Consider the following 22,372-nt stretch of genomic DNA (forward strand, 5'->3'; position numbering starts at 1 on the left):
TGATGGAGGAGCAATCAGAATAAGCGCGAGGGCGGGAGCCCTCGGCTTAACGTAAGCTAAAGCGTCTTCAACCAAACTCTTCCATAAAATCCAACGCAAACTGATGACGGATTTGTTTGCGGTGGTTGGCCCAGAGTTCGGCGATTTTTTCCTGATTGCATTTTTGCCTGTCTACCAGAACGCGGGTTTGCAGTTCGCCAACCGGGCGGGTGGTAGGGCACTTGGTGAACACGAACTGGTTGCTGATCAGGTCCATGAAGGGGCCGGATTTGCTGGTGGGCATAATGAATACCAGCTGCAGGCCCAACGTCTGAGTCAGATAGTTGATGACCTCGCGGGAGCGGGTTTCGTCCATTTTCGAGAAGGCTTCGTCCACCAGCACCATACGCAGATGGCTGTCGCCTTCGTTGAACCGGAATGCGGAGGTGATCGCCGCTGAGCGGATGATGTAGGCGGGCGTCTCCAACTGGCCGCCGCTGCCGGTGCCGTATTGAGATAATGGAATCGGCTGCTTGCCTTGTGGCTCCTTATAGATCTCGTAATTGCGGTAGTTGCGATAATCTGAGATGCGTTCAAGCTCCCGCATCGCCTTTTGCTCGTCGTCGGACAGCAACATCGCCATCATGCGATCGCGTACTTGCGAGGCTTTCTTCGACAACTCCGCGTCAAACAAGGTCGCGCCTTCGCCAAGATTAGGCAGGGCGATGATTTCTTTGAAGAAATCCCAGTATTCCTTGAATTCCGGCACCCAGGTCCAGTCGAAACGGAAGGATTCGCGATCGGCGCCGAAACGATGGTGCTCCAGCTCCCGGTTCATGTCCTCCAGGATCTTCTTGCCGTCATTGATGGCTTGATAGATGGCATGGCAGAGATGAGTGACGAAGGTGTTGTTGAACGCCAGTTTCAACTGCGCCAGCTTCTCTTGTTTTTCCACCAGAATATTGTTTTTCAGGCGGTTGCGGATCTTGTCGATCTCCCGGCTGACTTCACAGATGCGGCTGAAGAATGCGCGGTTGTGCATCTGATCATAGTCAGGCAGATAGGCGATCTGATCCAGCGGATTGCTTGACTGGTTGTGCTCGATCAGTTTGTTCTCGAACTGTCGCGCCAGACTTTCAATGTTGGACTGAGTATCCTGCAGTTCCAAGTGCAACTGGTCGGAACGAATGCTTTCCGCACATTGATCCGCCTCCTGCAGGCGGGCTTCACTATCGAAATTAGGCCATAGGGACGCGATTGAGCGCAGGGACTCTTCTTTCTCGTCCTGCTTGGTTTCCGAGGCGTCTTTGCGTTCGCTCAGGGCCTTGCAGAGATCCGCTTTTTGCGCCAGCTCGGTTTGCAGACTGCCTTCCCGCTTGAGAAGAACTTCAATGCGCTGCTTGAGTTCTTTGTCTTGTTGCTTAAGTTGCTCCAGCTCTTGTTCCAGCTGCTCGAAGTCGGCCAGGTCCAGGTGGGCCAAGCGATCTTCCGCTTCGCGCAGCTCGCGGTGAATGTCGAGCATGGCTTTCAGGCGGTCGGCGTAGGATAGCGGCTTGATCTGATCCGCAGCGCGCAACAGATTGGACAACTCCTGCCACTGTTCGCTGGCGCGTTGGTGTTCGATACGGATTTGCTGCAGCTCTTCTCTTTTCGCGTCCAGAGCGCGTTCCCGCGCTTGCTGGCCGAATACCAGCTCACTGTCGGCGACATCGCAGCGGAACATACTGTAAGAACCGGAGCCCAGGCCATTGGCGGTGACGCCACGACGCGTCATTCGCAGTTCTTCCTCCGAGCGCACCCGCAGTACATTGCCGTAGCTGGCGGTGATGTAGTAGTGTGCGGTGGCGTGGCTGAACTCCATGACATGAATAATAGAGTCCTTGTCCAGGTTCATGCGTTCGCAGTCGCGACGGGCTTTTTCGCCCTGGATCACGCGAGCCTGTCCGCCGCCTTTCAGCGAACGTAGGATGCGGGTGGCGCGGGCTTCGTACTCCGGCTCCACCAGGATTGAGAAGCGGCCGCCGCCGACATAGCCTTCGATGGCGTTTTGCCAATTGGGATCTTTAATCTCGACGTAATCGCAGAGCACTCGGGGGTCCGCCTCGGGGCATTCCCGGCGAATCGCCTCTAACGCCGTTTTGACGTGGTAAGGATAGGTGACCTGACGCGTCTCCAGGCTTTCGATTTCCGCCTGTTTCTGGTGGCGTTGTTGCTCCAGCTTCTGATTCAAGCTTTCACGCCGGTGCAGAGCGCGGCTGACTTGGTCGCGCAGGCTGACGCCATCGGCGCTGATTTCGCCATCGTGCCACTGGCGCTGCCATTGATTGGCTTTCTGCTGAATTAATAACGCTTGATCAAGGTGGCTTTCGAGTGGGGAGATATCCACCCAGTCGCGCCCCAGCAGGGCGGCGAAATCCACCTGTCCGTGCTGTTTCAGTTGACTGAACTCCAGCGCTCCCGCCCACACATCCTTATGGCCCAGACGTGGTACGTCATCCAGAATATTCTGGCTTTTCATCAGGTTGATGATGTTATTGGTGGCCTGGAAGATGGCGTCCAGACGATGATTCTGCTCCAGCAGCCCCGGCGCTTGTTCGTGCAGGGCGCGGCCATTGGCGGCGATCAGTTTCTCCAGCTCGTCTTTCTGCTGCAGCGGCTGATGGCCCATGCGTTTGGCGGTCAGCTCCAGCAGGCGGCCCTCGATCTGGTCATGCCGGGCTTCCAGGGTGTCGCGCTCCTGTTGGTTGGAGACTTTCTCATCCTGCAGGGATTTTTGCTGCTTCTTGGCGGTGAGATAGGCTTCCTGATCCGTCAGATACTGGTGGCGCGCAGCGACGTATTGCCAGACATTCAAATCGATCCAGCGTTGAATATAGCTCTCGCCATAGCCCATGGCGTCACTGAGGATGCGAATGGCGTTCTTGAGGCGGGAAGCGTCGCTCTCCATCCCGTGGATGGTTTTCAGCAGATCGGAGACGGAGCGGATCGCTTCGCCCAGGTCTTTTTTCTCCAGGATTTCATTCGCGACGAAATCATTGATGCTTTTCACCGGCTTATAGGCCATGAAACGGGAGAACGCGCGAGCGGCGTTCATCGCCTCCCGCTCCGGCACCTCATGGGATTTGCCGCGCAGAATACCGTAAAGACGTTTTAAATAGCCTTTCTTGGTATCGTACTTCTCCACTTCGAATTTCTTGCGCAGGCGCGCCACGATCTTGTCCATGGGCATGACGAATTTGTCGCCGCTGGCGTCTTCGCCCTGCAGATCGGACAGGCTGATTTCCGCCCCAGGCAGAATCAGGAAGAACAGGTCGTCCTGGCGCGCCACCCGCTGCGAGCCGGCCTGATCGATGTGGGCGCGGCAGCAGATGATGGCGGTGAAGGGCTCGGCGGACTCTCCTGTCGTCGGGTGAAAGCAGGCGGCGATATAGCCTTCGGTTGGCTCCAGACGGGCGAAGCTGCCATCGTCGCAGCCGAGTACATAGGAAGACAAAGTGCGCACCTGTTTACCGCCGCGACCCCGTTGGGTGGTTTCATCCTGGCCGGGATTATAGGTGAACAGGTAATCGTGGGCGGCGGTCATCACGGTCTGAATGGCGTCCGCCGACGTGGTTTTACCGGAACCGTTGCCCCCGGAAAGCAGGTTAATGGGGCCGAAATCGAATTCGCTGTTGGGGATGTTGCCCCAGTTAACGTAGATGCATTTCTTTAGAAACATGGTGCTCTCAAATCACTGATGGTGGACGCCGCCTTATTAGTTACCATCCCTGGGCTAACTTCCGCCTGTTAGCTTTCTTCCGGGGACGCCGCTGCGTCTTCCTGCTCCGCCTCTTCTCCGCGCAACGCGGACAGCGCTTCATCACTGACGAAGTTGACGATTTGGGGGCGGATGCGGACCCAGCTTTCGCCGCTTTCCAGGGTGTCTTCCTGGCTGAATTGCAACAGACGCAACTGACGCAGACGTTTGAGAAGCTGGCGGCGTTCCGTCAGGTTCTCCGGCAGGGAGCGTTGCAGCAGATTTTTCATAGCGATAGACAGCGCTTCGAAGCTGAGGGTGACGCCGCCCTGGTCATCCACCTGGCCCTCTCGCAGGGCCTTGTCGTACTGGCTGCGTAGCACCAGAATCAAGGCGATTTCCTGCTGATTCAGGCGCGCGCGCAGGCCGGTGTTGAACGGCTGATCCACCTCGTCATCAAGACCCGGGGCTTCAGCACCCGGCGGATATGCGCGGATATATTGAAACTGGCGGTCGTGCAGCAGACGCACGCCGAGAACGGATAAATAATCGTCCACCAGCTTGTCGATGCGCAGGTAACGATCATACAAAGCTTGTTCGATCAGGCTTTCATCGCGGCAGATGATGCTGTAATCCAGCAGACGCAGCACCAGCTCGCTGAAGTCCGTTAACTGAAGCCCTTCAGAGGACAGTTCATTTTCAAGGCATTGACTCAGAATCATAAGGTGTCTTGCATCGCTTTTTTCGGTCGTACTTCGATGATGAAATCATCCGCCTGGAGTAAATATTCATTGCTGACCAGATCGCCCGTCGGCTCAACCACGAACTCGTATTCGCTGGAGAGTCCTGACACGGAGCCCAGCTCCACGGCATGCATCGCCGCCAACAGGTCGGGAGCGGCGTTGATGGGCAGATGTTTGGTTTGGATGCGCTGGCCGCCGCGCAGGGCCTGAATCAGATATTGACGAGTGCGGTCGTCATTGATGACGAAAGCCTGATCCAGCGCGTGTTGTATGAACAACTCTTTACGGGCGCCCTGGTCCAGCGGCTCATCGTTAAGCACCCGGCTGTCCACGGTGATTTTCCGACGGCCTTCGCGCAGACTGATCTGTTTGGGGTCGATAAGACCCACATTGAGATTGGCCATCAGGGCCCCTGCGCGCTCCAGGCGCGCCTGTTGCTCTTCCGCAGGCAGCTCGGTCAGCTCCTGGCAAATCTGCACCATGTCATTATGGCGCTGGCTGGCCAGATAGCTCATTTGACGAATAATGATGTCCGCGCGACGGGTGAAGTTACGCAGCGCGCTGCGCAACGCCGGCAACATGATGTCGCAGGCGTTGGTGAGACGGATTTCTATGTTGTCCAACAGCAGCCAGAGCAGGGATTGTCCCTCCACCACGCGGTCCGGCAGCAGTCGGCGCAGCTCGCTTTCCGCACGAACCTTGGCTTCTTTGGGGAGCCTGCGAATCTGGCGCACCTGGGACATGATCTCGTCCCGGTGTTTTTCCACAGAGTCCGCCGACAGACGCACAGACAAATCCGGCTGAAAGCGTTTGTCCATGAAGTCGAAGAATTCATCGCTGGCCCGTTTGATCAGCGCGGTGATTTCAATTTCTTTCACCAGCTGGCGCTTACGGTCTTCCAGTTCGGTGATGATATCGGTGAAGTCGCTGATGATGCGCTCGGAGTATTCATAGGCGTCCAGCAGGTCGTGGACTTCGCCGGCTTCAATAAACGCCCGCAGCGCATTACGGGTATTGCGGGTGTTGCGGTGACGGGTGCGCACGGAGGCGCCGCTGAGCTCTACAAAGGGCTGGGTGAACAAACGTCCTTTACGGCTGAAGTGGTAACTGGACTGTAGCGTGACCTCGTCAACCTGTACTTCCAGCCAGCCGTAGTCAATCAGCGTATTGAGAATCCACAGGGCCTTGTCGCGATCCGTACGGAAACGCCCTTCGGTCTCGCTGTCCTCATCGGTTTCCAGCTCCGGTGCGCGGGTCAGGGCGGTTTGAAAGATCTCCACCATCTGCTCACGCTTCAGGGCGTGCCCGTAGTCCGCCATGCTGCTGTAAAAACGCTGATACAGCAAACGCAGGCACTCCACGATCATTTCGCGGTATTTGCTGGTCAGCGGACGAAAGAATTGCGGGCAGTCTGTGGAAAAAAACTGCTGAAAACGGTCTGGATTAGACATCAGTAACGGCTGTGCAGGTTGTTCTGGGGCGACCGCCTATTATAGAGGCAAGGTGGAGGAAATCCCATGAGCAAAATGTAACTGTGGCGCCCCGACCGGTATCCTTACCGGAGCAGGAAGAAGGCTGACAAAGCGCCGAACACCACGGCGAAGCCGATCACGGTGTAAAGCAGATAGCCGCCTTTGGATTCCGCCTTAACCGCCATTTCGTGGGCGGGAGCGGGTTTTTCTTGCGCTGGCTTTCTGGCGGCTTTGGGGGGCGCAGCGGGGCGCATTGGGCGTGGCGGCGGATTATTGGCGATGGTCTCTTCACCGGTTGGCGCGGGAGAGGGCGCTTGCGCGACAGCGTCTGGACGCACGATGGTGCGATCGCCATCATCCTCGGGTCCGGTTACGGTAAAGGTAACGACGTCAAAACGCAGGCGATCGCCTCGTTTGGCGCGCCCCTGGGTAATGCGCTCGCCATTCAGGTAAGTACCGTTGGTAGAACCTAAGTCCTTGACCAACATATAATTTCCCGCCACAGTCAGCTGGGCGTGCTGGCGCGACAAATGAGATACCGGCACGGTGATGTCACACTGTTCGTCGCGACCGATGATGACTGTATCTTCAATCGGGTAAAACGACTGCTTGGCCCAACTGGCGTTGGTATGCAGGCCCCATTCATTATGGGCGATGCTTTGCGGCGCTTCGTGTTTCGGTTTATGCTCGGCTCCGGGATGCACCACTTTAAAGCGGGCTTTTCCCAGTTGGATGGTATCGTTTTCGTTGATTTTTACGGCTTTTTGCACCTTTTTTCCGTTCACGCCCACGACATAGTCGGGGCTGAGGTTCAGCAGATACAGCTGTTCCTCCTGCAAACGGATCTCGGCATGAAAGTCCTGGATGTCCGGCTGGTTGAGAACCAGGTTGTTGGAAGAATGCTTACCTATTTTCAGGCGCGGTTCTACCAGCCAGATGCTCTCCCGGCTTCCATCGGTGAATTGCAGTTTCAGCATGCTGCTAGGGGCCTCGTTAAGCTCACACTTGTGGAAATGACTACTGAATTAAGGTTCTGCCGGTCAGAAGGCGCTTTAACACTTTAGAGTATAGTCAAGGAAACTAAACTGAAAACCCATCTATACTAAAGAAATATACTTTTTTAATCCCCATGAATCAGGGACTTGGAAATCTTTTAATGCAAGTAGGTTTCGCAACTCATACCGGCCGGCGGCAGCAAAATCAGGATAATGGATTAGTAGACGAATCGACAAGTCTCTATGCCGTCGCCGACGGCGTTGGAGGGGGCGACAGTGGGGAAGTCGCCAGCGCGAGCGTATGCCAGTCCATGCAGAGAGCAGTGCACGCCGGACATCCATTGGAGCAGGCCATTCTGCTCGCTCATCAATCCTTGTTAGGCGACGACATCAGTGGCGAACGCGGTTACGCGGCGTCCACCATTGCGGCGTTGCATGCGCATCCCGATGAAATGGAAGTAGCCTGGGTGGGCGACAGTCGCGTGTATCTGTTGCGGGACGATCTCATCATGCAAATGACGGAGGACCACTCTGTCGCACAACGCAGCACCGGGCTATCGGAAGAAGAAGCGGCGCGCATTCGCCATGTTCTCACCCAGGCGGTGGGCGCCGCGGGTGAGAACGGACTGCATGTGGACGCCTATCGCGTGCCCCGGCAGGCGGGAGATGTGTGGCTGATGTGCAGTGATGGTCTGCATGGCGTTGTAACCGAGGAGCGGATACAGGAAGTGTTGGCGCGCCGCGGCAATTCGCAGAGTAAAGCGGATGAGCTGGTGGAAATCGCCCTCACCAATGGCGCCGATGACAATGTTACTGTGCTGATAGTGACTGATAAAGAAGGCGCGCCGCACAGCAACGCCCCTCCCAAACGCGACTTGTCCGGTGAAAAAACCCGGCCCATGCCGCCTTTCGCCGAGCCGAGCGCATTGGAATCCGCTTCGGGACGACCTTGGCGTTACATGGCTTTAGGCGGCATACTGGCCGCAGTGCTGTTTTTGGCGTTGGCGTTCGCTCTTTAACGCCATGGGGAAATCCGGCGACGGACTAATGCATCTGATTCGGAAAAGATAACTACATGGCGTGGCAGGGATACAAAGTTCTCAGCAAGCTGGGCGAGGGCGGCATGGCGACTGTTTACAAAGCCATGCAGGAATCGCTGCAACGTCCTGTCGCCATAAAAATACTGTCCGCCAACCTGAAAGGTCACCCCGAGATTCTGGAGCGCTTCGAAAAAGAATCTCTCATCATCGCGCAACTGAATCACCCTCATATTATCCATGTGATCGATAAGGGCGTTACCGGTAAGGGACGCCCTTATTTCGTCATGGAATATGTGGAAGGCATGACCCTTGAGGACGCTATCAACCGTGGCAAACTCGACTTTTCCCGCAAAATGGATGTGTTGGTGCAGTTGTGCAAGGCGTTGGCCTATGCGCATAAAAATGGCGTGATCCACCGCGATATCAAGCCCTCCAATATCCTCATCGATAATGATTGGCAGGCGCGGGTGCTGGATTTCGGCATCGCGCATTTCTACGATTCGTCCAGCAAGCAGAAAACCCTGCATACCCAGACCAGCAACATTATGGGCACATCCGCCTATATGGCGCCGGAACAGCACAAGTCGGCGGACGCCGCCTCGGTGCAGAGCGATATCTACGCGCTGGGCATTCTCATGTACGAGTTGTTTACCGGAGTGTGCCCGCAAGGAGATATCCCGCCGCCGCGCAAATTTGAACCGGACATGGCGCCGGCCTTGAACTCGCTGATCATGCGCTGCCTGGAAAAAGATCCATCGGAACGGCCCGCTTCAGCGGACGAGGTGAAAAACGGGCTGCTGCATATTCTGCAAGGCGGCCATCTCAGCAAGGCCCAGAAGGAGCGGGCGCTTTCCAACAGCGAGGCGATAGAGTCCAAGTTTTCCTTGTTGGACGTATTAAAGGAAGATCGCCACAGCTCCGTCTATTTATATGAGGACCTGGGCAAGCAGAAGCTGCTGATCATGAAGAAGCTGCCGGCGGATGCGCCAGGAATCAAGGAGCACAAGCTGCTGGCGCGGCTCAGTCACCCCAATATCTGTAAGATTCTTGCGGTGTCGAAAGTGGATAAAGGCTTCGTTATTGTGACGGAGTATCTCCCCGGCGGCTCCATGGCGGAACAAATGCTGGCTCCGCTGCCGCCGGTGAAAGTGGTGGAGTGGGCGGAGCAAATCGCAGAGGGGCTGGCGTTCGCTCACCGCAATCGAATTGTGCACGGCAATTTGCGTCCCAGTAATCTGTTATTGGATGAAGATGGCGTCATCAAGCTCACGGATTTTGGCTTACGCGCTCACTATACCGATTCAGACGAGCCGAACTGGTATGAAAATGCCGACGCCCAGGGCATTCTCGGCGACATGTTCGCGCTGGGCGCTATCTGCTACCACGCGCTGACCGGGCAGCCGCCGGTGATTCGCGGACAGCGTCTGGTGCGCAGCAAGAGATTTACCGAACTTCATAACCGGCTTCAGGAATTGATTAATCGCCTGCTGGAAACGCGTCCGGATAAACGCTACCCCTCACTGGAAGTGGCCATGGCGGATATTCGCGGGGTGTTGAAAAGTCTGCGTGCGCAAACGGCGGCCAAGCAGACGGAGGCGATCAAGAAGCATGTGTCTCAGGTCGCCAAGAAAGAACGTCGCTATCGTCCGCCGATTCGCTGGGGAAGAGTGATTTTCTTCATGCTGGTGATTGGCGTCGCGGCGGAGGAGTACTTTTGGGGGCACGGATATCGTTACCTCAAGCCATATCTTGATCCTTATCTGCAACAGGTGCAGGAGTCCGACGCCTGGATTGAGTGGTCGGAAAAAGCCAAGGAAGTAGGGCGCAAGACCAATCAGATCGATTGGTGACCCTTAATTGATTCCATATTGTTGTGAGCTTTCAAAACGAAAGTAGCCGCTGGCTTCTTCAGCGGCGATGATATCCGCTTCGTTGCCGAAATACTTACGTTGCAACGCCTGAATACGCGTCGCATCCTGCGCGCCATCGCCCGACAAGGCCTGCCTCTGCGCCATATAGGCGTCGCCGTTCGCCCGCCGTTCGTCCCGGGCCCTATCCAGATTTTCCCAGCGGGTCAGGGCCGCATCGTCCATGCCCAGTTCTTTACGTAAATGGCGGAGCTGCGAATAGCGTTGTTCCGGGGGTAGGGTTCGCAACTGTTCCTGCACGGAAGGTAGACTCAGAAAACGGTCGGTCAACTCCTGCTTCTTATTGGCGATGAGGTGTTCGGCTTTTTCAGGGAAACTGGCCAGAATTTGTTGTTTATATTGGGTAATTTTCTCTTCTACGGGAGCGGAAGACTGCTCCAGGTCGGCTAGATGATCTTGAAACTGTTCGGCTTGCCACTGATCTTTCCAAATCTCGTAGGCTTGCTCGCCAAACAGCGCCTCACGTTTTTGCCAGAGGCGAGTGCGCTTTTCCGTATCGCTCAGGGACATCAAGGCGTAACGTTCGGTGTTCATCCATTCTGTGTAAGTCTCCAGAGCGGCGAAGGTTTGCATCAACGTATCCTGGATTTCAGGAAAGGCGGCGCTGACCAGAATGGCCAGTTGCTCTCGCCAGTTATCCGGGTAGCGGTTTTGTACGAAACGCATCAGCTTTTCCAGCACCTGGACCTGAACCTTGGGATGCTGGATATGCGCCCCGAAGGCGCGTTGTAAATATCCGATCAGTTCCTCTTCTTCCAGATTGCGTTGGGCGAGGACGTCTTGGGCGGGCGTCGCGGTCTGAACAGAAGGCCTGGATTGCGGCGCTGATGCAGTCAAAGCTGACGTTGGCGCTGACGCTGTCTGTTGTGTCGCCGCGGCGTCATTGGAACCCCGCTCAGGCCAAAACATGGCGACGGCGATCAGGGTTAAAGCAAGTCCGCCTGTTATTAAGACGGCGCTTCGACGTGAAGTAGCGTTTGTTATTTTTGTCATGCCTGGAATTTTTATTGTTTACTCGGAACGAATGCAAGCCTGGCGGCGCCGCAACATCTGCGGGTTAAGTTTTAATAGGAAAATTTGTCGGCGCCATCACACATTCGGGGGATGGTACATCTGAACTGCGCTTCATATTATGGTTTACTCATAGGTCGCTGAGCGGAGTTCCTTCACGTAACCTGTATCGGCGCCGGCGTAGAACAAAAATAAAAACCCGAATTACGATCAAAAGAGTCGTATTACCTCGTTACAACAAAAACAAAATGAGGACTGAAAACATGAAACCAATGCTCAAGGCCGTTCCGGCGGCGCTTGTCTGCGCTTCGTTGGTCTGCGCGCCGGCCGCTCAGGCTCGGGACGCAGATAAAACCAAGTACCCCATTGTCTTCGCTCACGGCATGGCCGGGTTCAACAATATCCTGGGGCTGGATTACTGGGGTGACGACTTTGGCACGTACGTGCTCGATCCCTGCGATAAATTCCTCGAAATCGCCTGCAACGGCGACATCAACGACAATCAACAAAGTTACGTTTCCGCCGTACAGCCTTTCCAAAGCTCAGAAGTGCGCGGCAAGCAGCTCGCGGATAATATTGAAAGCTATCTGGCCACCAGTGGTAATCGTTACGTCAATCTGGTGTCTCACTCCCAAGGTGGAGTAGACAGCCGTAAAGCGGCGCGTGTGCTGTATGAGCGTAAAGGCTATCGGGTGGTGAAGACGCACGTCAGCATCTCCTCTCCACACAGGGGCTCTCCCGTCGCTAAATTCGTACTCGATAATTTCCGCGACTCCATTGTGGAAGTGCTGGCCAACTTCTACGGTAATGTCGTTTACGCTGCGGGGAACGACGCGGTGGCGGCCGCCAAACAACTGGTATATGACGATTATGAAGCGGACGGCGTCATCACTGGGATGAAGGCGTTCAACCAGAACTACCCCGCCAGCGGCGCCTATATCGAACATGCGGCGTCGGTAATGACGGCGCAAAGCGGACTCAACGTGAACCCGGCGTTATGGCTGGTGTCGGAAGGCCTGTTCAATATCGACGGCAATGGCTACTGCCTGGATGATTGTAATAACGACGGCGCCGCAGGGCAGGGGGACGGCAACGCCAATCAACGGGACGACGATGGTCTGGTTGGCATCAACTCCCAGCAACAAGGGGAGCGGTTGCAATATTACGAGCGTTGGGGATCGCTTGATTCCATCTACGCGCAGCCGGCGTTTGGCTATGTCAGCGACCTGAACCGACCCAGTGAAATGCAATCTACGTCTCTGTCTTACGTGCTGAATCAGGATCATATCGACGTCATTGGCGTTGGCCCTGACACCTTTGATGAAATGGAGTTCTACGCGGCGATCACGGACTATATCGCTGATCGCGGGCATTAAGCTCATAAGGGAAGGAGCGGCGGGACGCCGCGGCGATGGGGGAGCGGGAAACTCCTCCCATCGCCTGCCGGGATGGCTTAGGCGCAAGCCAACTCAGGCGTTGAGGTCTGAGTAGGTTGGTTGAGCGCTTTCAGCATTTTCACATCCAATAGCTTTTGCAACTGTCGCAGTAGCGTTTCCGGCGGACGCGAGCCGGAAACGATCAGTTGCGCCTCGTAGACATCCGCCAATCGCTGCAGACGCAGATCCTCCACCTGAAATCCACGTACGCGCACCACTCGCATAACGCGTTCGAGAGCGCCAGGCTGACTGGATATTTGGCATTCAAAAATAGTTTGCGGATGTCGTGGGGAGGTCATGCGGCTCTTCCTTTTTGCTGATTGGCGATAGTGGGCGCCGGAGTGTTCTCCAGCATATTGGCGTTCGCTTCTCCGGGTTTAACGATTGGCCATACGTTGGTTTCTTCTTCAATGTGTACGTGCAGCAACATTGGTCCAGGGTAGGCGAGCAGCGTTTCGATACTGCGACGCATCTGGCAGCGCTTGCTGATGGTCATGGCGGGGATGCCAAAGGCTTTGGCGATGGCGCTGAAGTCCGGGTTATCAGAGAGGTCCACCTCGCTGTAGCGGCCGGCGTAGAACAGCTCCTGTTGCTGACGCACCATACCCAGGCGCTGGTTGTCCAGAATGATGAGCTTAATCGGCAGGCCATAACGCTGAATAGTCGCCAGTTCCTGCATATTCATCATGAAAGAGCCGTCGCCAGACACGTTGATGACCGGCGCGCCAGGTTTAGCGAACTGTGCTCCCATTGCAGCGGGCAGGCCGTATCCCATGGTTCCGAGGCCGCCGCTGGACAGATGCTGACGTGGGTGATTGAAGTCAAAATACTGCGCCACCCACATCTGATGTTGCCCTACATCGCAGCTTATGATGGCTTCAGGCGGCGTTACTTTGTCCATGGTGGCGATGAAATCAGGGCCTTGAATCGACGCCGGATCGTCTTCGTTTGAGGTGGCGGCGAACCCGTTACGGGTCTTGCTCGCCATACATTGGTCGCGCCATTCTGGAATCTCCAAAGGCTGACGCAAGGCGTGCAGAATCTCGCGCATATCGCCCAACAGCACACAGTCGGCGCGTTTGATTTTGCCGATTTCGCTATGGTCGCAGTCAATGTGAATAATGCGCGCGTTGGGAGCGAAAGCGCCGGGTTTTCCTGTGGCGCGATCGTCAAAACGCGCGCCGATAACAATTAGCAAGTCGCATTGCTCTACCGCCTCATTAGCGGCGCGGGAGCCGTGCATACCCAGCATGCCCAGATTGAGTGGATGGCGTTTACCGGGATTACCGATACCTTTCAACGTCACCACTTGTGGAATGCCGGTGGCGTCCGCGAAATGGCGATAACTGGTTACCGCTTTTGCGAGCATGACTCCGCCGCCGCTATAGATCAGCGGACGTTTTGCGGCTTTGATCATCTTGCGGGCCTGCCCCAACGGATTGTCCCAATTTGTCTCGTCGCCTCCGCTGCTCTCTGTAGCAGGGGATTCCGAGGCAGGCGTTGCGTTAAGTTCTTCCAGCAACACGTCTTTGGGGATATCCAGCCATACCGGACCAGGACGGCCGGACATGGCCAGCGCAACGGCCTCGTCCATGATGCGCGGCAGGTCGTTGGCGTCTTCCACCAAATATGAATGCTTCACTACGCCTAAGGTCATTCCCAGAATATCGCTTTCCTGAAACGCGTCTGTGCCGATCAGGGCGCGCGGCACTTGCCCGGTGATCACCAGCATGGGAATGGAATCCATGTAAGCGTTGGCCACGCCAGTGATCAGATTGGTTGCGCCAGGACCGGAAGTGGCCAGGCATACGCCGAGACGCCCCGAGGCGCGGGCGTAGCCGTCAGCGGCGAGGGCGGCGGCTTGTTCGTGGCGGCAGAGGACATGTTTGACATTGGCGTCGAGGAGCGCGTCATACAGGGGCATGATGCAGCCTCCTGGATACCCGAAAATGGTGTCAACGGAGTGCTGCGTCAGCTTCTCGATAATACATTGTGCGCCGTTCATATCCTCTGTTCCCGTCAGTGGCCGCTTGCTGCGGGGGTCATAAAAAAACCCCCGGTTCTTGCGAAGCGGGGGTTTTTCGAAGTCTTACTTTGCTAGTTCCGACTCGTAAACGCCAACCCCCGCGAAGGTACGACGACCACCGCGACGACAATTAGGTTGACGATTAGAATCAGGGCTTGCTTCATGTGTTTGATAAATTCGACTGTTGTCAGAAATCTTGAATGCATTTTGACCTGTAAATCAGGTCTGAAAAATATAGACGCTGCCTTTTCAGAAGGCAACCCCCTTTTTGCAAGTTATTTTTTTCGCCCCCTTTTCAACCCTTAACGAACCCAGTCAGTTACTGGCGCGGCTTAGGTTTTTCGATACGTATTTTCTGTCACGTTCACCTGTTTGGGTGATTGTAACCCTGATCATATTTTATTCTCCTAACGGCGTTCAGAGAATGCCGCAGAAAACGTCCTGGTTAAGCGGGTCGGTCCCTTAATCCAGGAATGACGGGCGATTACGAAAAGGCGCTCTCATCTTTTTCGTTACAACCTTTCTGTAACACGCAGTAGTTAGAGTTTCCTTAAACAAACACGATAAAAAATAAGGAGATGACTGTTCATGGGAAATAAAAAACTGATTTTGGCCGGCGTTATCCTTGCTTCCCTCGGGGCTCAACCTGCTCTGGCTTTCAAACAGGAAACCCACAAGCGCTTCGTTATCGACGCTGTCGAGTTCATGCGGACGCACCCTGACATCACCAACTACGCTAAATTGGAAGCGGTGGCCGCTGCGGCGGGAATCAGCGTGAACCAGATGGCGGATATGATTGGTCAAGGCGCCTACGATGTGGATGATTTCGAAGACACCTTTCTGTGCGGTGCGGTGACCGGCGATTGCGTGCTGGCGCCGGTGTGGGGTCTGGGCTCCAGCATCGTCAACTACACTTCTTACTGGCACTTCCAGAACCACACTCGTGGCGCAGACGCGCATGGCAACGACATCGGGGGCTATGACTATTCCAAACTGAGCGTAAAAGGGGACATCGACAACATGGCGGCGTCCTGGCTCAAGGGCGATCACTTGGACGACGGCGCGGGCGGTCAGACTGGATGGTTCGGAGCGGATGACTCTGAATACAAGAGCTATCAGGTCACTGAGGCCAATTATCGTCAGGGCAGTTACTCCACCTACAGCATGTACAAGGATTTTGAGAATATCCCCTTTCAGCCCATCGATAATCTGGGGCAATACTGGTACAGCGCATTCTGGGCGCAACCAACGATTCAGACATTGGGTTTCACCCTCCACACCACGGACTTATTGCAGCCTCACCATACCTGGACCACCTCCGCATTGAACCATTCCGGCTGGGAGGCCTGGGTGCGTGATTACTACGATTCGGAGAATCTGAACGATGACGCATTAGTGGAACAGGCTCTGGCGGACTTCCCCACATTAAGCGCCAATTCTGCGGAAATTCGTCCCTTGTTGACCAAGGGCGGTGAAATTTCCTATTCCATGGGCGGCGTGGTGTTGTCTTCCACGGAGCATGTGGACCGGCTGGCTGTGGCGAAAATTGTGGTGCCTCATGCTATCGCCATGACGGTTCACATTCTCAATCACGCCATGAACCGGTTCTGATCATGCGCGGGACATTCCAGGTCCTGACGTTGGCCTTTTGCCTGCTGTGCGCAGGCGGGGCCTCCGCCGCAGCATACTTAACGGTCGATGACACCAGCCTGTCGCGTGAAGCCTTTGATGCGCTGCACCAACAGGCGAGCCAACTTCGCAAATTGGATCGCAAGACCTTTGCCGACGAGTTAATCGACGCCTTGTTGATGTACCGTTGGGCGCAGGGAGAGCTTCCTGAGGAGCAATGGCGGGGGGCTGAAATTGGCTATTCCTATGGGTGGCATATCCGCCGCCAGTTGGATCGAACGCTGGCCAAGCTATATCCCCAGTGGCCTGCTTCGGAGTTGATGCAAGAGTATTCCAAACCCGGCGTGGAGGCGAGGGAAGCGCTGACGGCCATCGCCGCGAAGTCGATTCTGGGTTATCAGTTGATGCCGGAGCAGCGCAGCAAGGCGGCGTCTCTGGTGTTGGCGCGAATGGCTTTCCCTGATCAGCAAGAAGTGACGCTGACCCTACTGGAAGTGTACGAAGGGCAGTCCGTTCAGGGTAAAAAAGCGCTGATGGAAGGCGACGTCAAAGCGCTGGGCATGGAGATGCTGTCCTGGAAACAACATCAACTGCGCTTATGGTGGCTAAGTCACCAAGGCGGTGTTGAGCAGGACGCTATCGACGACCTGCAACGGACAATCGAGGCGCATTACTTCTACCCCAAGATCCTCAACGCATTGGGCGTGATCAAACGCAATCATGGCGATAACCCCGGACTGATCAAATTCAGAGAGCAGGTTAGCGCGGCGCAGATTAAAAGTTACTATCAGCAACATCAGGAAGACTTTCGCTTCCTGGCGAGGGTCAAGGTGCGCGGCGCGATATATGGTGATGAAGCCGCAGCGCGACTCGCTCGCCAACAGTTAGTGGAAAGTGCGTCCTGGGCGGATCTCAAAACGCCTTATCGTCCCGTTGACTTGCCGTTAGACGCGGAAGGCTGGCTGCGTAAGGATGCCGTCAAACCTACGGACTGGCTTGCGTCGCTGGCGTTCGCCACCCCGCCGGGAGACGTCAGCGAAGTCATTCGATCTCCGGCAGGCGATTGGGTGATTCTGCAAGTGAGCGGGCGCGAGTACGACTATTATCCCGCCGACAGTGAGACGGTGCGTTATCTTGCCACCGATGTGTTGGCGATTCAGCAGGCGGTGGCGGCCTATAGTGAGCTGATCAACCATCTGCGTCGTCAGGCCAGTTTGCAAAATAAGGTATGAACCGGAAGTCGCGGCGACGTGGCTGGATCGTGTCGGCGGCCTTCTGCGCCGCCTGTGTTGCGACGGGATCTTTCTTTTTCATCGCCACTGACGCGGCAAAGAAAGCGGTACCGCCTGCTCCGAGTCATACCGCGGCTCCGCCCGCCGAGCTTCCCCCAACGTATATGCCTGCACCTGCGACGCCTGCAGACTCGCTAAAGCAAGCCGTCACTCAGGAAGAGGCCCCCACGCCGCTAGACCAAGAAGAGGCATACCCAGAGTTGCCTACCGACATTGAGGCGTTGGCGTCCTTTTCCGCCTCTGTTGAAAATGGCGATCGACGCGCTCCCCCCATCACCAGACGCGCGTCGGAAAAAACGCCGGATGCGGAAATCCTGGCGGACCACGAAGCTTATGCCCGAATGGAAGCGCAGCAGCATAAAAAGGTGCTCAACAATTTTCGCTCCGCCGCCAGGGACAAGGCGGATGAATTGGAGAGCTTGATCGCCGAAGGCCGCGCCCGCGGCGTCTCCCCCGAACTGTTACAAGAGGCGGAAGCCAAGCGTGACGCGCTATTGGACGCTATCCATATGATTAATCAGGAATAATTTTTCATAACGATTTTACTGCGGCATAGCTCAGGAAATTTTGGTTACAGTCCGGCAAAGAAACTACTAAAAACATTATTGACAATCATTCTCATTAGCATTAACTTTCTTCACAGACTGCTAATAAATGAGAGAGATTTTCATGTACGTATGTCTTTGCAACGGAATTACCGATCACTCCATTCGCGAAGAAGTCGCGAAAGGCGCTCAACATCTGCGCGATGTCGTGCGTTCGTTGGGATTGGCGAAAGACTGCGCCCGCTGTGTGGAAGCCGCTCGTGAAGTATTTGACGAGGCTAAATCTCAATACGATCTCTCTATGGCGGAGCAACTGGCTTACGCAGCTGATATTCCTACCCTGACCGCCGCCTGAAAATTCGATTGTACTTTCCTTCCCGTTACAACTAACCTTAAGGGTTGAGTTGGTAACCCCTTGTTTTTATGGGGTTATTGCAATTGAGAATCATTCTGACGGGAGCGCTGTGATGAAGGGCGATAAGAAGGTTATCGAACACCTTAACCAGATTTTGGCTAATGAACTGATTGCGATTAATCAGTATTTTCTGCATGCGCGCATGTATAAAAACTGGGGCCTGACGGCTCTGGGCAAGAAAGAATATGAAGAATCCATTGATGAAATGAAGCATGCCGATCAATTGATCGAGCGGATTCTGTTTCTGGACGGCATTCCCAATCTGCAAAAACTGGGCAAGCTGATGATCGGCGAAACTCCGAAAGAAATGCTGGAATGCGACCTCAAGCTGGAACTGAAAGCCATACCAGACTTGCGTGAAGCGATCGCCTATTGTGAGCAAGTGCGCGATTACATCAGTCGCGAGGTTCTGGAAAACATTTTGGAATCGGAAGAAGAGCACGTTGATTGGCTGGAGACTCAGCTGGATCTGATGGAGCGTGTGGGCATGGAAAACTACCTGCAGAAGCAGATGTCCGACGCGGATTCCTGACAGACCCTCTTTTACATCGCTCCGGCGCCGGCCGCCCTTGGGTTGGCCGGCTGCCTGAAACCTCCCTGTTTCTCACCCCTTTTCAACCTGTTAGAGGTTAGCCCGCAGATAATCCGCTACAAAAGCGAATTCGTTCTGCATGGTTTCCTGAGATTTTGCGGCGACAAACTCCGCCAGTTTTTTGCCCACCAGCGGCACGCGACACTCGAAGTTCAGTGTGACCTCATGGACACTGCCTTCCCCTTCTGAGTACAAACGCATTTCGCCGTTGATGGCAACCGGGACGCCCTGGATATCCACCTTCACCTGCGCACGGTATTCGCCGGCATTCTCACGCCAGTGCTCTTCTTGAGTCACCCGGTTCCATTCGGAGATGAATTTTCTCAACATCGCCGGGGCCTCTGCGGGCACTTCTCGAATTATCTTCAAGTCCAGTGCGGAGTCAGTCTGTTCGCACTGGCGAATATCTATGTTGCGGGAACCGAGAAAGCGCTGCTTTTCTTCGATATGGTGGGGAGCGCCAAAAGCGCTGAAAACGGTGGCTGCTGTGTAAGGGAAATGCTGCTGCCCTTTTACGATCATCCCTAGCTCCTGTTGTGATTATGATTATGAAGGTCGGTCTTGTCTTTATTGTTAATCGCGTCAGCCGCGCAGCCAAGCGCGACAAGGCCCGGAAACCATAGCAGCATGGCGGAAAAGCTGGCAATAACCGGTGGCGCTGAATGTAGCCTGGGTCTCAAATTGGACATTTGTCCGCGGATTGACGGAATTTAAGTGTAATAGCGGCCAATTTGGGTATAATTGCGCGATTTTTAATCGGCCAGACGCGGCTGTTCCCGCGTTGCTGGCGATACCTTCCGACTTAAGAGCGTACGGGTAGTTTTTGTAGCGGTTGCGGTAAATGTCCTATCTGTTTGGTTTCCTGTTATTTCTTATATGCATCCAGGTTTTTGCTCGAGGGGCAGTTACTTGGCGGATTCTGCAACTCAGGGGGAAACTGGAGGTATCCGGCGGAGTCGTTAATGAAGAGGAAGTGGGACAAGCCTATCGACGTGTTTTGATTCCCAATATCGAAGAGCTGTCTGAATTTGGCTTCGCGAAATTTTGTTGGTTACGCTATAGCGAAGGGTTCAGCAAAGACGAGGTGGGTATATATGCCTGTGTGATGTATCACCCTGGTGAGCGGACCTACGCTCTCTTGTCCCTTCAATCTGATCTGAGTGTCGGTCGCGAGGTGCAAGCGACTTTTATCACTTACCTCCGCGATGGCGAAATCCTTGAAACGATGAACGGCGGCAAGCATTGCCTTCTGGCTGATGTCACTGGTTATCACATTGAAGATCCTTATGTCGTCGAGCTATCTCAACATTGGCGTGCGCACCTGCACCGTCTTGAACAGAGCAGTGTTGAGCGGCTGGAAAAGACGCCACAGTGTGTCGTAGATACAGGCGTCGCTTTTTATAAGGCCTACATACAGGAGCTGCTGGCGCAGAAGGTCCTAAAGCTCGCTGCCCCAAATACACAATGCGTACAGTATACGCTCGCGGGCGCCTTGCGCAGCCAAAAAATAGCTAAAGCTGGGGCGGAGCGCCTACAAAAATCCATGCAGAGTGCGCCCAGGCACACGCCTTCATTGGATTATCAGGTTGCCTCTCATATGCGAATCGATTCAAGCCTGACAGGACAGGAGTCGACAGGCTGGATAGGGAAGGCGCTACTGTTACTGTTTTCTTTAGGCGCCTTTATGCTGAGCTTTGGCTTCAGAATGGATGCCCCTATATTACTGATCTTGGTCGCTGTCCTTTTTTTGCATGAGTTGGGACATCTGCTTGCGATGAAAGTCTGTGGGTTCCGCGATTTACAGATTCTGTTCATTCCCTTTTTAGGGGCTGCTGCGCGGGGCGACAAGGATCAAGTGCCGGCATGGCAGAAAGTGATTGTTGACCTGATGGGACCGGCGCCAGGGCTGATACTCGGTATCGCGCTTTGTTTCTATTTGCCGATTGATGCTCCTGACTGGATGACACGAGCGGTGTTCATGCTGATCGTCCTGAACTACTTCAACTTGGCTCCGGTTCAGCCGTTGGATGGAGGACAGCTTTGGAATCTTCTGTTTTTCCGGCGTTGGCCGATGGCCCAGTTTATTTTCTTTTGCCTCAGTATTTTGGCGTTCGCTGCGTTTTCTTGGTGGTCCCAAGAGGTAGTGCTTGGACTGGTGGCGCTGTTCTGGGTGTATTTGCTGCCGAATCAGTGGCGTCAAGCCAGACTGTTTTCCCATATCCGTCGAAAATATCCTGAGCTGTCGCAACACGACCTGTCTTCGCAATTAGCGGCTGTTTATGAGGGTGTAAAAGAGCTCAAGCTACCCTGGAGCGGCGCAATCGCTTATCAGCAGGTCAATGGATTAATGCTGCGCCTGAAGGAAAAGCCGCCTTTAGCATGGGAAATCCTGTTCGGTTTAACCCTATATCTGACGCTGGTAGTTGGGGCCCCGGCGGCGCTGATGCAGTCTCCCCAGTACGGCGATTATCTGAAGGATCTGATCGCCCCCTGGCTGCCTGAAAAAGGCATGAACTGGGACGGACAGATCGCTAACGCCAAAAACCCCAGAGAACGCCTGAGTCTGCTGATTGCCGCAGGGGACTACTACTTCTATTCCGGCGATGACGCCATGGCCGAGAAATATTATGACTTGGCGCTAAAAGAGACTGAAAGAAACGGCATCAGCCCGGAAGAGAAAATAAAAGTTCTTTATCAATTGGCGCAAGCCTTGTTCATGAACACCAATGATAAAGAGTCCGTGTCCATCGCCTACCTGCAGGAAGCGCTGCGTTTATACCAAAAAGAGCGCATTCAGAATGGTGAACTGTTGCCGGATATTTATGAGCTGCTGGTGGAGTGTTATTTATTCCAATCCGACTACACATCGGCTCTGAAGAACATAGACGGCGCCTTCGCCAACAGCGATATCCGTCGTAACGAGCAGCGAGTGGCGCAACTATACATGCTGAAGGGAAATGCGCTTTCGGAACTGCATCGGGTGGTGGAGGCGGAGCGCGCCTATATTCAGGGTATCAAGGCTTCCAAGTCCGTGGATTTCAAGCGCACGGTGGAATTACGGTTGCTGGAGTTCTATTTGAATGAAGGCTTGTACGACGCCGCCATCAAGCGGCTGGAGTCTCTTTTGTACGGTCCTAATGCCTTTACCGGGTATACCGATGGAATCAGCTACAACCTTAATCTGCGTCTGGCCTGGGCCTACTACAGCAAAGAACGCTATATAGACGCGGAGATTACACTGCGATCGTTGTTAGTGGACATGACTGACGCCGGTTTGGGCGACGTTTCATTACTGCCCGCACTGGAACTGCTGCATATCGTGCAAAGCGCCCATGATCCCTGGCAAGCCGCCGGCACCCGCATCTGGATAGAGCAAATTGCGGAAAACACGCTGGATCTGGCTCCGGACGCCTATATCGATTCGTTGCGCGAACAGCTTCACTTTATTCCCAAAAGCAGTCGTTACCGCCGCAAACTGGCGGAGGCGGGGCTAACCAGTTTTGGTGTGAAAAACGCATCGGAAACCTGATCGC

The 22,372-nt window shown here is 54.8% G+C and carries 17 protein-coding genes; 9 read left to right on the forward strand and 8 right to left on the reverse strand.

Features of this window, described 5'->3' with window-relative positions; translation table 11 throughout:
• Positions 1-67: 67 nt before the first annotated feature.
• From O5O45_RS26130 to O5O45_RS26145, 4 genes are all read right to left on the reverse strand, one after another.
• Positions 68-3,697 (reverse strand): ATP-binding protein, encoded by a 3,630-nt coding sequence (locus tag O5O45_RS26130; RefSeq protein WP_305902245.1) that lies wholly within the window; start codon positions 3,695-3,697, stop codon positions 68-70.
• Positions 3,698-3,765: 68 nt separating this feature from the next.
• Positions 3,766-4,437: a DUF4194 domain-containing protein gene (locus O5O45_RS26135; protein WP_305902246.1), complete on the reverse strand. Its 672-nt coding sequence runs from the start codon at positions 4,435-4,437 to the stop codon at positions 3,766-3,768.
• Positions 4,434-5,909, reverse strand: coding sequence for a Wadjet anti-phage system protein JetA family protein (locus tag O5O45_RS26140; RefSeq protein WP_305902247.1), 1,476 nt, complete (start codon positions 5,907-5,909; stop codon positions 4,434-4,436). The genes O5O45_RS26135 and O5O45_RS26140 overlap by 4 nt, the downstream gene beginning before the upstream one ends.
• Before the next feature lie 104 nt (positions 5,910-6,013).
• Positions 6,014-6,907 (reverse strand): FHA domain-containing protein, encoded by an 894-nt coding sequence (locus O5O45_RS26145; RefSeq protein WP_305902248.1) that lies wholly within the window; start codon positions 6,905-6,907, stop codon positions 6,014-6,016.
• Between the two features lie 179 nt (positions 6,908-7,086).
• Here O5O45_RS26145 and O5O45_RS26150 point away from each other — a divergent pair, with 179 nt between their 5' ends.
• Complete coding sequence (locus O5O45_RS26150) at positions 7,087-7,944, forward strand: PP2C family protein-serine/threonine phosphatase (protein WP_305902249.1); 858 nt, start codon at positions 7,087-7,089, stop codon at positions 7,942-7,944.
• A 56-nt stretch (positions 7,945-8,000) separates the two neighbouring features.
• Positions 8,001-9,815 (forward strand): protein kinase domain-containing protein, encoded by a 1,815-nt coding sequence (locus tag O5O45_RS26155; RefSeq protein WP_305902250.1) that lies wholly within the window; start codon positions 8,001-8,003, stop codon positions 9,813-9,815.
• Between the two features lie 3 nt (positions 9,816-9,818).
• Here O5O45_RS26155 and O5O45_RS26160 read toward each other — a convergent pair whose 3' ends face one another.
• Entirely contained in the window at positions 9,819-10,886 is a 1,068-nt protein-coding gene (locus O5O45_RS26160) for a hypothetical protein (RefSeq protein WP_305902251.1), read from the reverse strand.
• 281 nt (positions 10,887-11,167) lie between these two features.
• On the opposite strand from O5O45_RS26160, the gene O5O45_RS26165 reads away from it, so the two are divergent.
• On the forward strand, positions 11,168-12,280 hold the full coding sequence (locus O5O45_RS26165; protein ID WP_305902252.1) for an esterase/lipase family protein: 1,113 nt from the start codon (positions 11,168-11,170) through the stop codon (positions 12,278-12,280).
• Positions 12,281-12,357: 77 nt separating this feature from the next.
• On the opposite strand, the gene O5O45_RS26170 is transcribed toward O5O45_RS26165, so the two are convergent.
• Entirely contained in the window at positions 12,358-12,639 is a 282-nt protein-coding gene (locus O5O45_RS26170; RefSeq protein ID WP_305902253.1) for an ACT domain-containing protein, read from the reverse strand.
• A complete protein-coding gene (gene ilvG / locus O5O45_RS26175; RefSeq protein WP_305902254.1) occupies positions 12,636-14,345 on the reverse strand; it encodes an acetolactate synthase 2 catalytic subunit in 1,710 nt (569 codons plus the stop codon). The genes O5O45_RS26170 and ilvG overlap by 4 nt, the downstream gene beginning before the upstream one ends.
• 609 nt (positions 14,346-14,954) lie before the next feature.
• Between ilvG and O5O45_RS26180 the strand changes: the two genes are divergently transcribed.
• The 5 genes from O5O45_RS26180 to bfr all read left to right on the forward strand — a co-directional run bounded on the left by O5O45_RS26180 (position 14,955) and on the right by bfr (position 18,779).
• A complete protein-coding gene (locus O5O45_RS26180) occupies positions 14,955-15,977 on the forward strand; it encodes a phospholipase C/P1 nuclease family protein (protein ID WP_305902255.1) in 1,023 nt (340 codons plus the stop codon).
• 2 nt (positions 15,978-15,979) lie between these two features.
• A complete protein-coding gene (locus O5O45_RS26185) occupies positions 15,980-17,227 on the forward strand; it encodes a peptidylprolyl isomerase (RefSeq protein ID WP_305902256.1) in 1,248 nt (415 codons plus the stop codon).
• On the forward strand, positions 17,224-17,814 hold the full coding sequence (locus O5O45_RS26190; RefSeq protein ID WP_305902257.1) for a hypothetical protein: 591 nt from the start codon (positions 17,224-17,226) through the stop codon (positions 17,812-17,814). The genes O5O45_RS26185 and O5O45_RS26190 overlap by 4 nt, the downstream gene beginning before the upstream one ends.
• Before the next feature lie 142 nt (positions 17,815-17,956).
• The gene (locus O5O45_RS26195) at positions 17,957-18,187 is read left to right on the forward strand and encodes a (2Fe-2S)-binding protein (RefSeq protein WP_241566926.1); all 231 of its coding nucleotides are present in this window, start codon (positions 17,957-17,959) and stop codon (positions 18,185-18,187) included.
• Positions 18,188-18,299: 112 nt separating this feature from the next.
• Positions 18,300-18,779 carry a bacterioferritin gene (gene bfr / locus O5O45_RS26200; protein ID WP_011400513.1) on the forward strand — a complete coding sequence of 160 codons (480 nt, stop codon included), beginning with the start codon at positions 18,300-18,302 and terminating at the stop codon, positions 18,777-18,779.
• A 90-nt stretch (positions 18,780-18,869) separates the two neighbouring features.
• On the opposite strand, the gene O5O45_RS26205 is transcribed toward bfr, so the two are convergent.
• Positions 18,870-19,361 (reverse strand): DUF2505 domain-containing protein, encoded by a 492-nt coding sequence (locus O5O45_RS26205; protein ID WP_305902258.1) that lies wholly within the window; start codon positions 19,359-19,361, stop codon positions 18,870-18,872.
• A 319-nt stretch (positions 19,362-19,680) separates the two neighbouring features.
• Between O5O45_RS26205 and O5O45_RS26210 the strand changes: the two genes are divergently transcribed.
• Positions 19,681-22,368 (forward strand): site-2 protease family protein, encoded by a 2,688-nt coding sequence (locus O5O45_RS26210; RefSeq protein ID WP_305902259.1) that lies wholly within the window; start codon positions 19,681-19,683, stop codon positions 22,366-22,368.
• The last annotated feature ends 4 nt before the right edge of the window (positions 22,369-22,372 follow it).

It is taken from the genome of Hahella sp. HNIBRBA332 (assembly GCF_030719035.1).
GTDB lineage: Bacteria > Pseudomonadota > Gammaproteobacteria > Pseudomonadales > Oleiphilaceae > Hahella.

Excerpts from the sequence above, each read along its gene's own strand:
- O5O45_RS26130 (WP_305902245.1), bottom strand. The coding sequence starts at position 3,697 with ATGTTTCTAAAGAAATGCATCTACGTTAACTGGGGCAACATCCCCAAC.
- O5O45_RS26135 (WP_305902246.1), bottom strand. The coding sequence starts at position 4,437 with ATGATTCTGAGTCAATGCCTTGAAAATGAACTGTCCTCTGAAGGGCTT.
- O5O45_RS26140 (WP_305902247.1), bottom strand. The coding sequence starts at position 5,909 with ATGTCTAATCCAGACCGTTTTCAGCAGTTTTTTTCCACAGACTGCCCG.
- O5O45_RS26145 (WP_305902248.1), bottom strand. The coding sequence starts at position 6,907 with ATGCTGAAACTGCAATTCACCGATGGAAGCCGGGAGAGCATCTGGCTG.
- O5O45_RS26150 (WP_305902249.1), top strand. The coding sequence starts at position 7,087 with ATGCAAGTAGGTTTCGCAACTCATACCGGCCGGCGGCAGCAAAATCAG.
- O5O45_RS26155 (WP_305902250.1), top strand. The coding sequence starts at position 8,001 with ATGGCGTGGCAGGGATACAAAGTTCTCAGCAAGCTGGGCGAGGGCGGC.
- O5O45_RS26160 (WP_305902251.1), bottom strand. The coding sequence starts at position 10,886 with ATGACAAAAATAACAAACGCTACTTCACGTCGAAGCGCCGTCTTAATA.
- O5O45_RS26165 (WP_305902252.1), top strand. The coding sequence starts at position 11,168 with ATGAAACCAATGCTCAAGGCCGTTCCGGCGGCGCTTGTCTGCGCTTCG.
- O5O45_RS26170 (WP_305902253.1), bottom strand. The coding sequence starts at position 12,639 with ATGACCTCCCCACGACATCCGCAAACTATTTTTGAATGCCAAATATCC.
- ilvG (WP_305902254.1), bottom strand. The coding sequence starts at position 14,345 with ATGAACGGCGCACAATGTATTATCGAGAAGCTGACGCAGCACTCCGTT.
- O5O45_RS26180 (WP_305902255.1), top strand. The coding sequence starts at position 14,955 with ATGGGAAATAAAAAACTGATTTTGGCCGGCGTTATCCTTGCTTCCCTC.
- O5O45_RS26185 (WP_305902256.1), top strand. The coding sequence starts at position 15,980 with ATGCGCGGGACATTCCAGGTCCTGACGTTGGCCTTTTGCCTGCTGTGC.
- O5O45_RS26190 (WP_305902257.1), top strand. The coding sequence starts at position 17,224 with ATGAACCGGAAGTCGCGGCGACGTGGCTGGATCGTGTCGGCGGCCTTC.
- O5O45_RS26195 (WP_241566926.1), top strand. The coding sequence starts at position 17,957 with ATGTACGTATGTCTTTGCAACGGAATTACCGATCACTCCATTCGCGAA.
- bfr (WP_011400513.1), top strand. The coding sequence starts at position 18,300 with ATGAAGGGCGATAAGAAGGTTATCGAACACCTTAACCAGATTTTGGCT.
- O5O45_RS26205 (WP_305902258.1), bottom strand. The coding sequence starts at position 19,361 with ATGATCGTAAAAGGGCAGCAGCATTTCCCTTACACAGCAGCCACCGTT.
- O5O45_RS26210 (WP_305902259.1), top strand. The coding sequence starts at position 19,681 with ATGTCCTATCTGTTTGGTTTCCTGTTATTTCTTATATGCATCCAGGTT.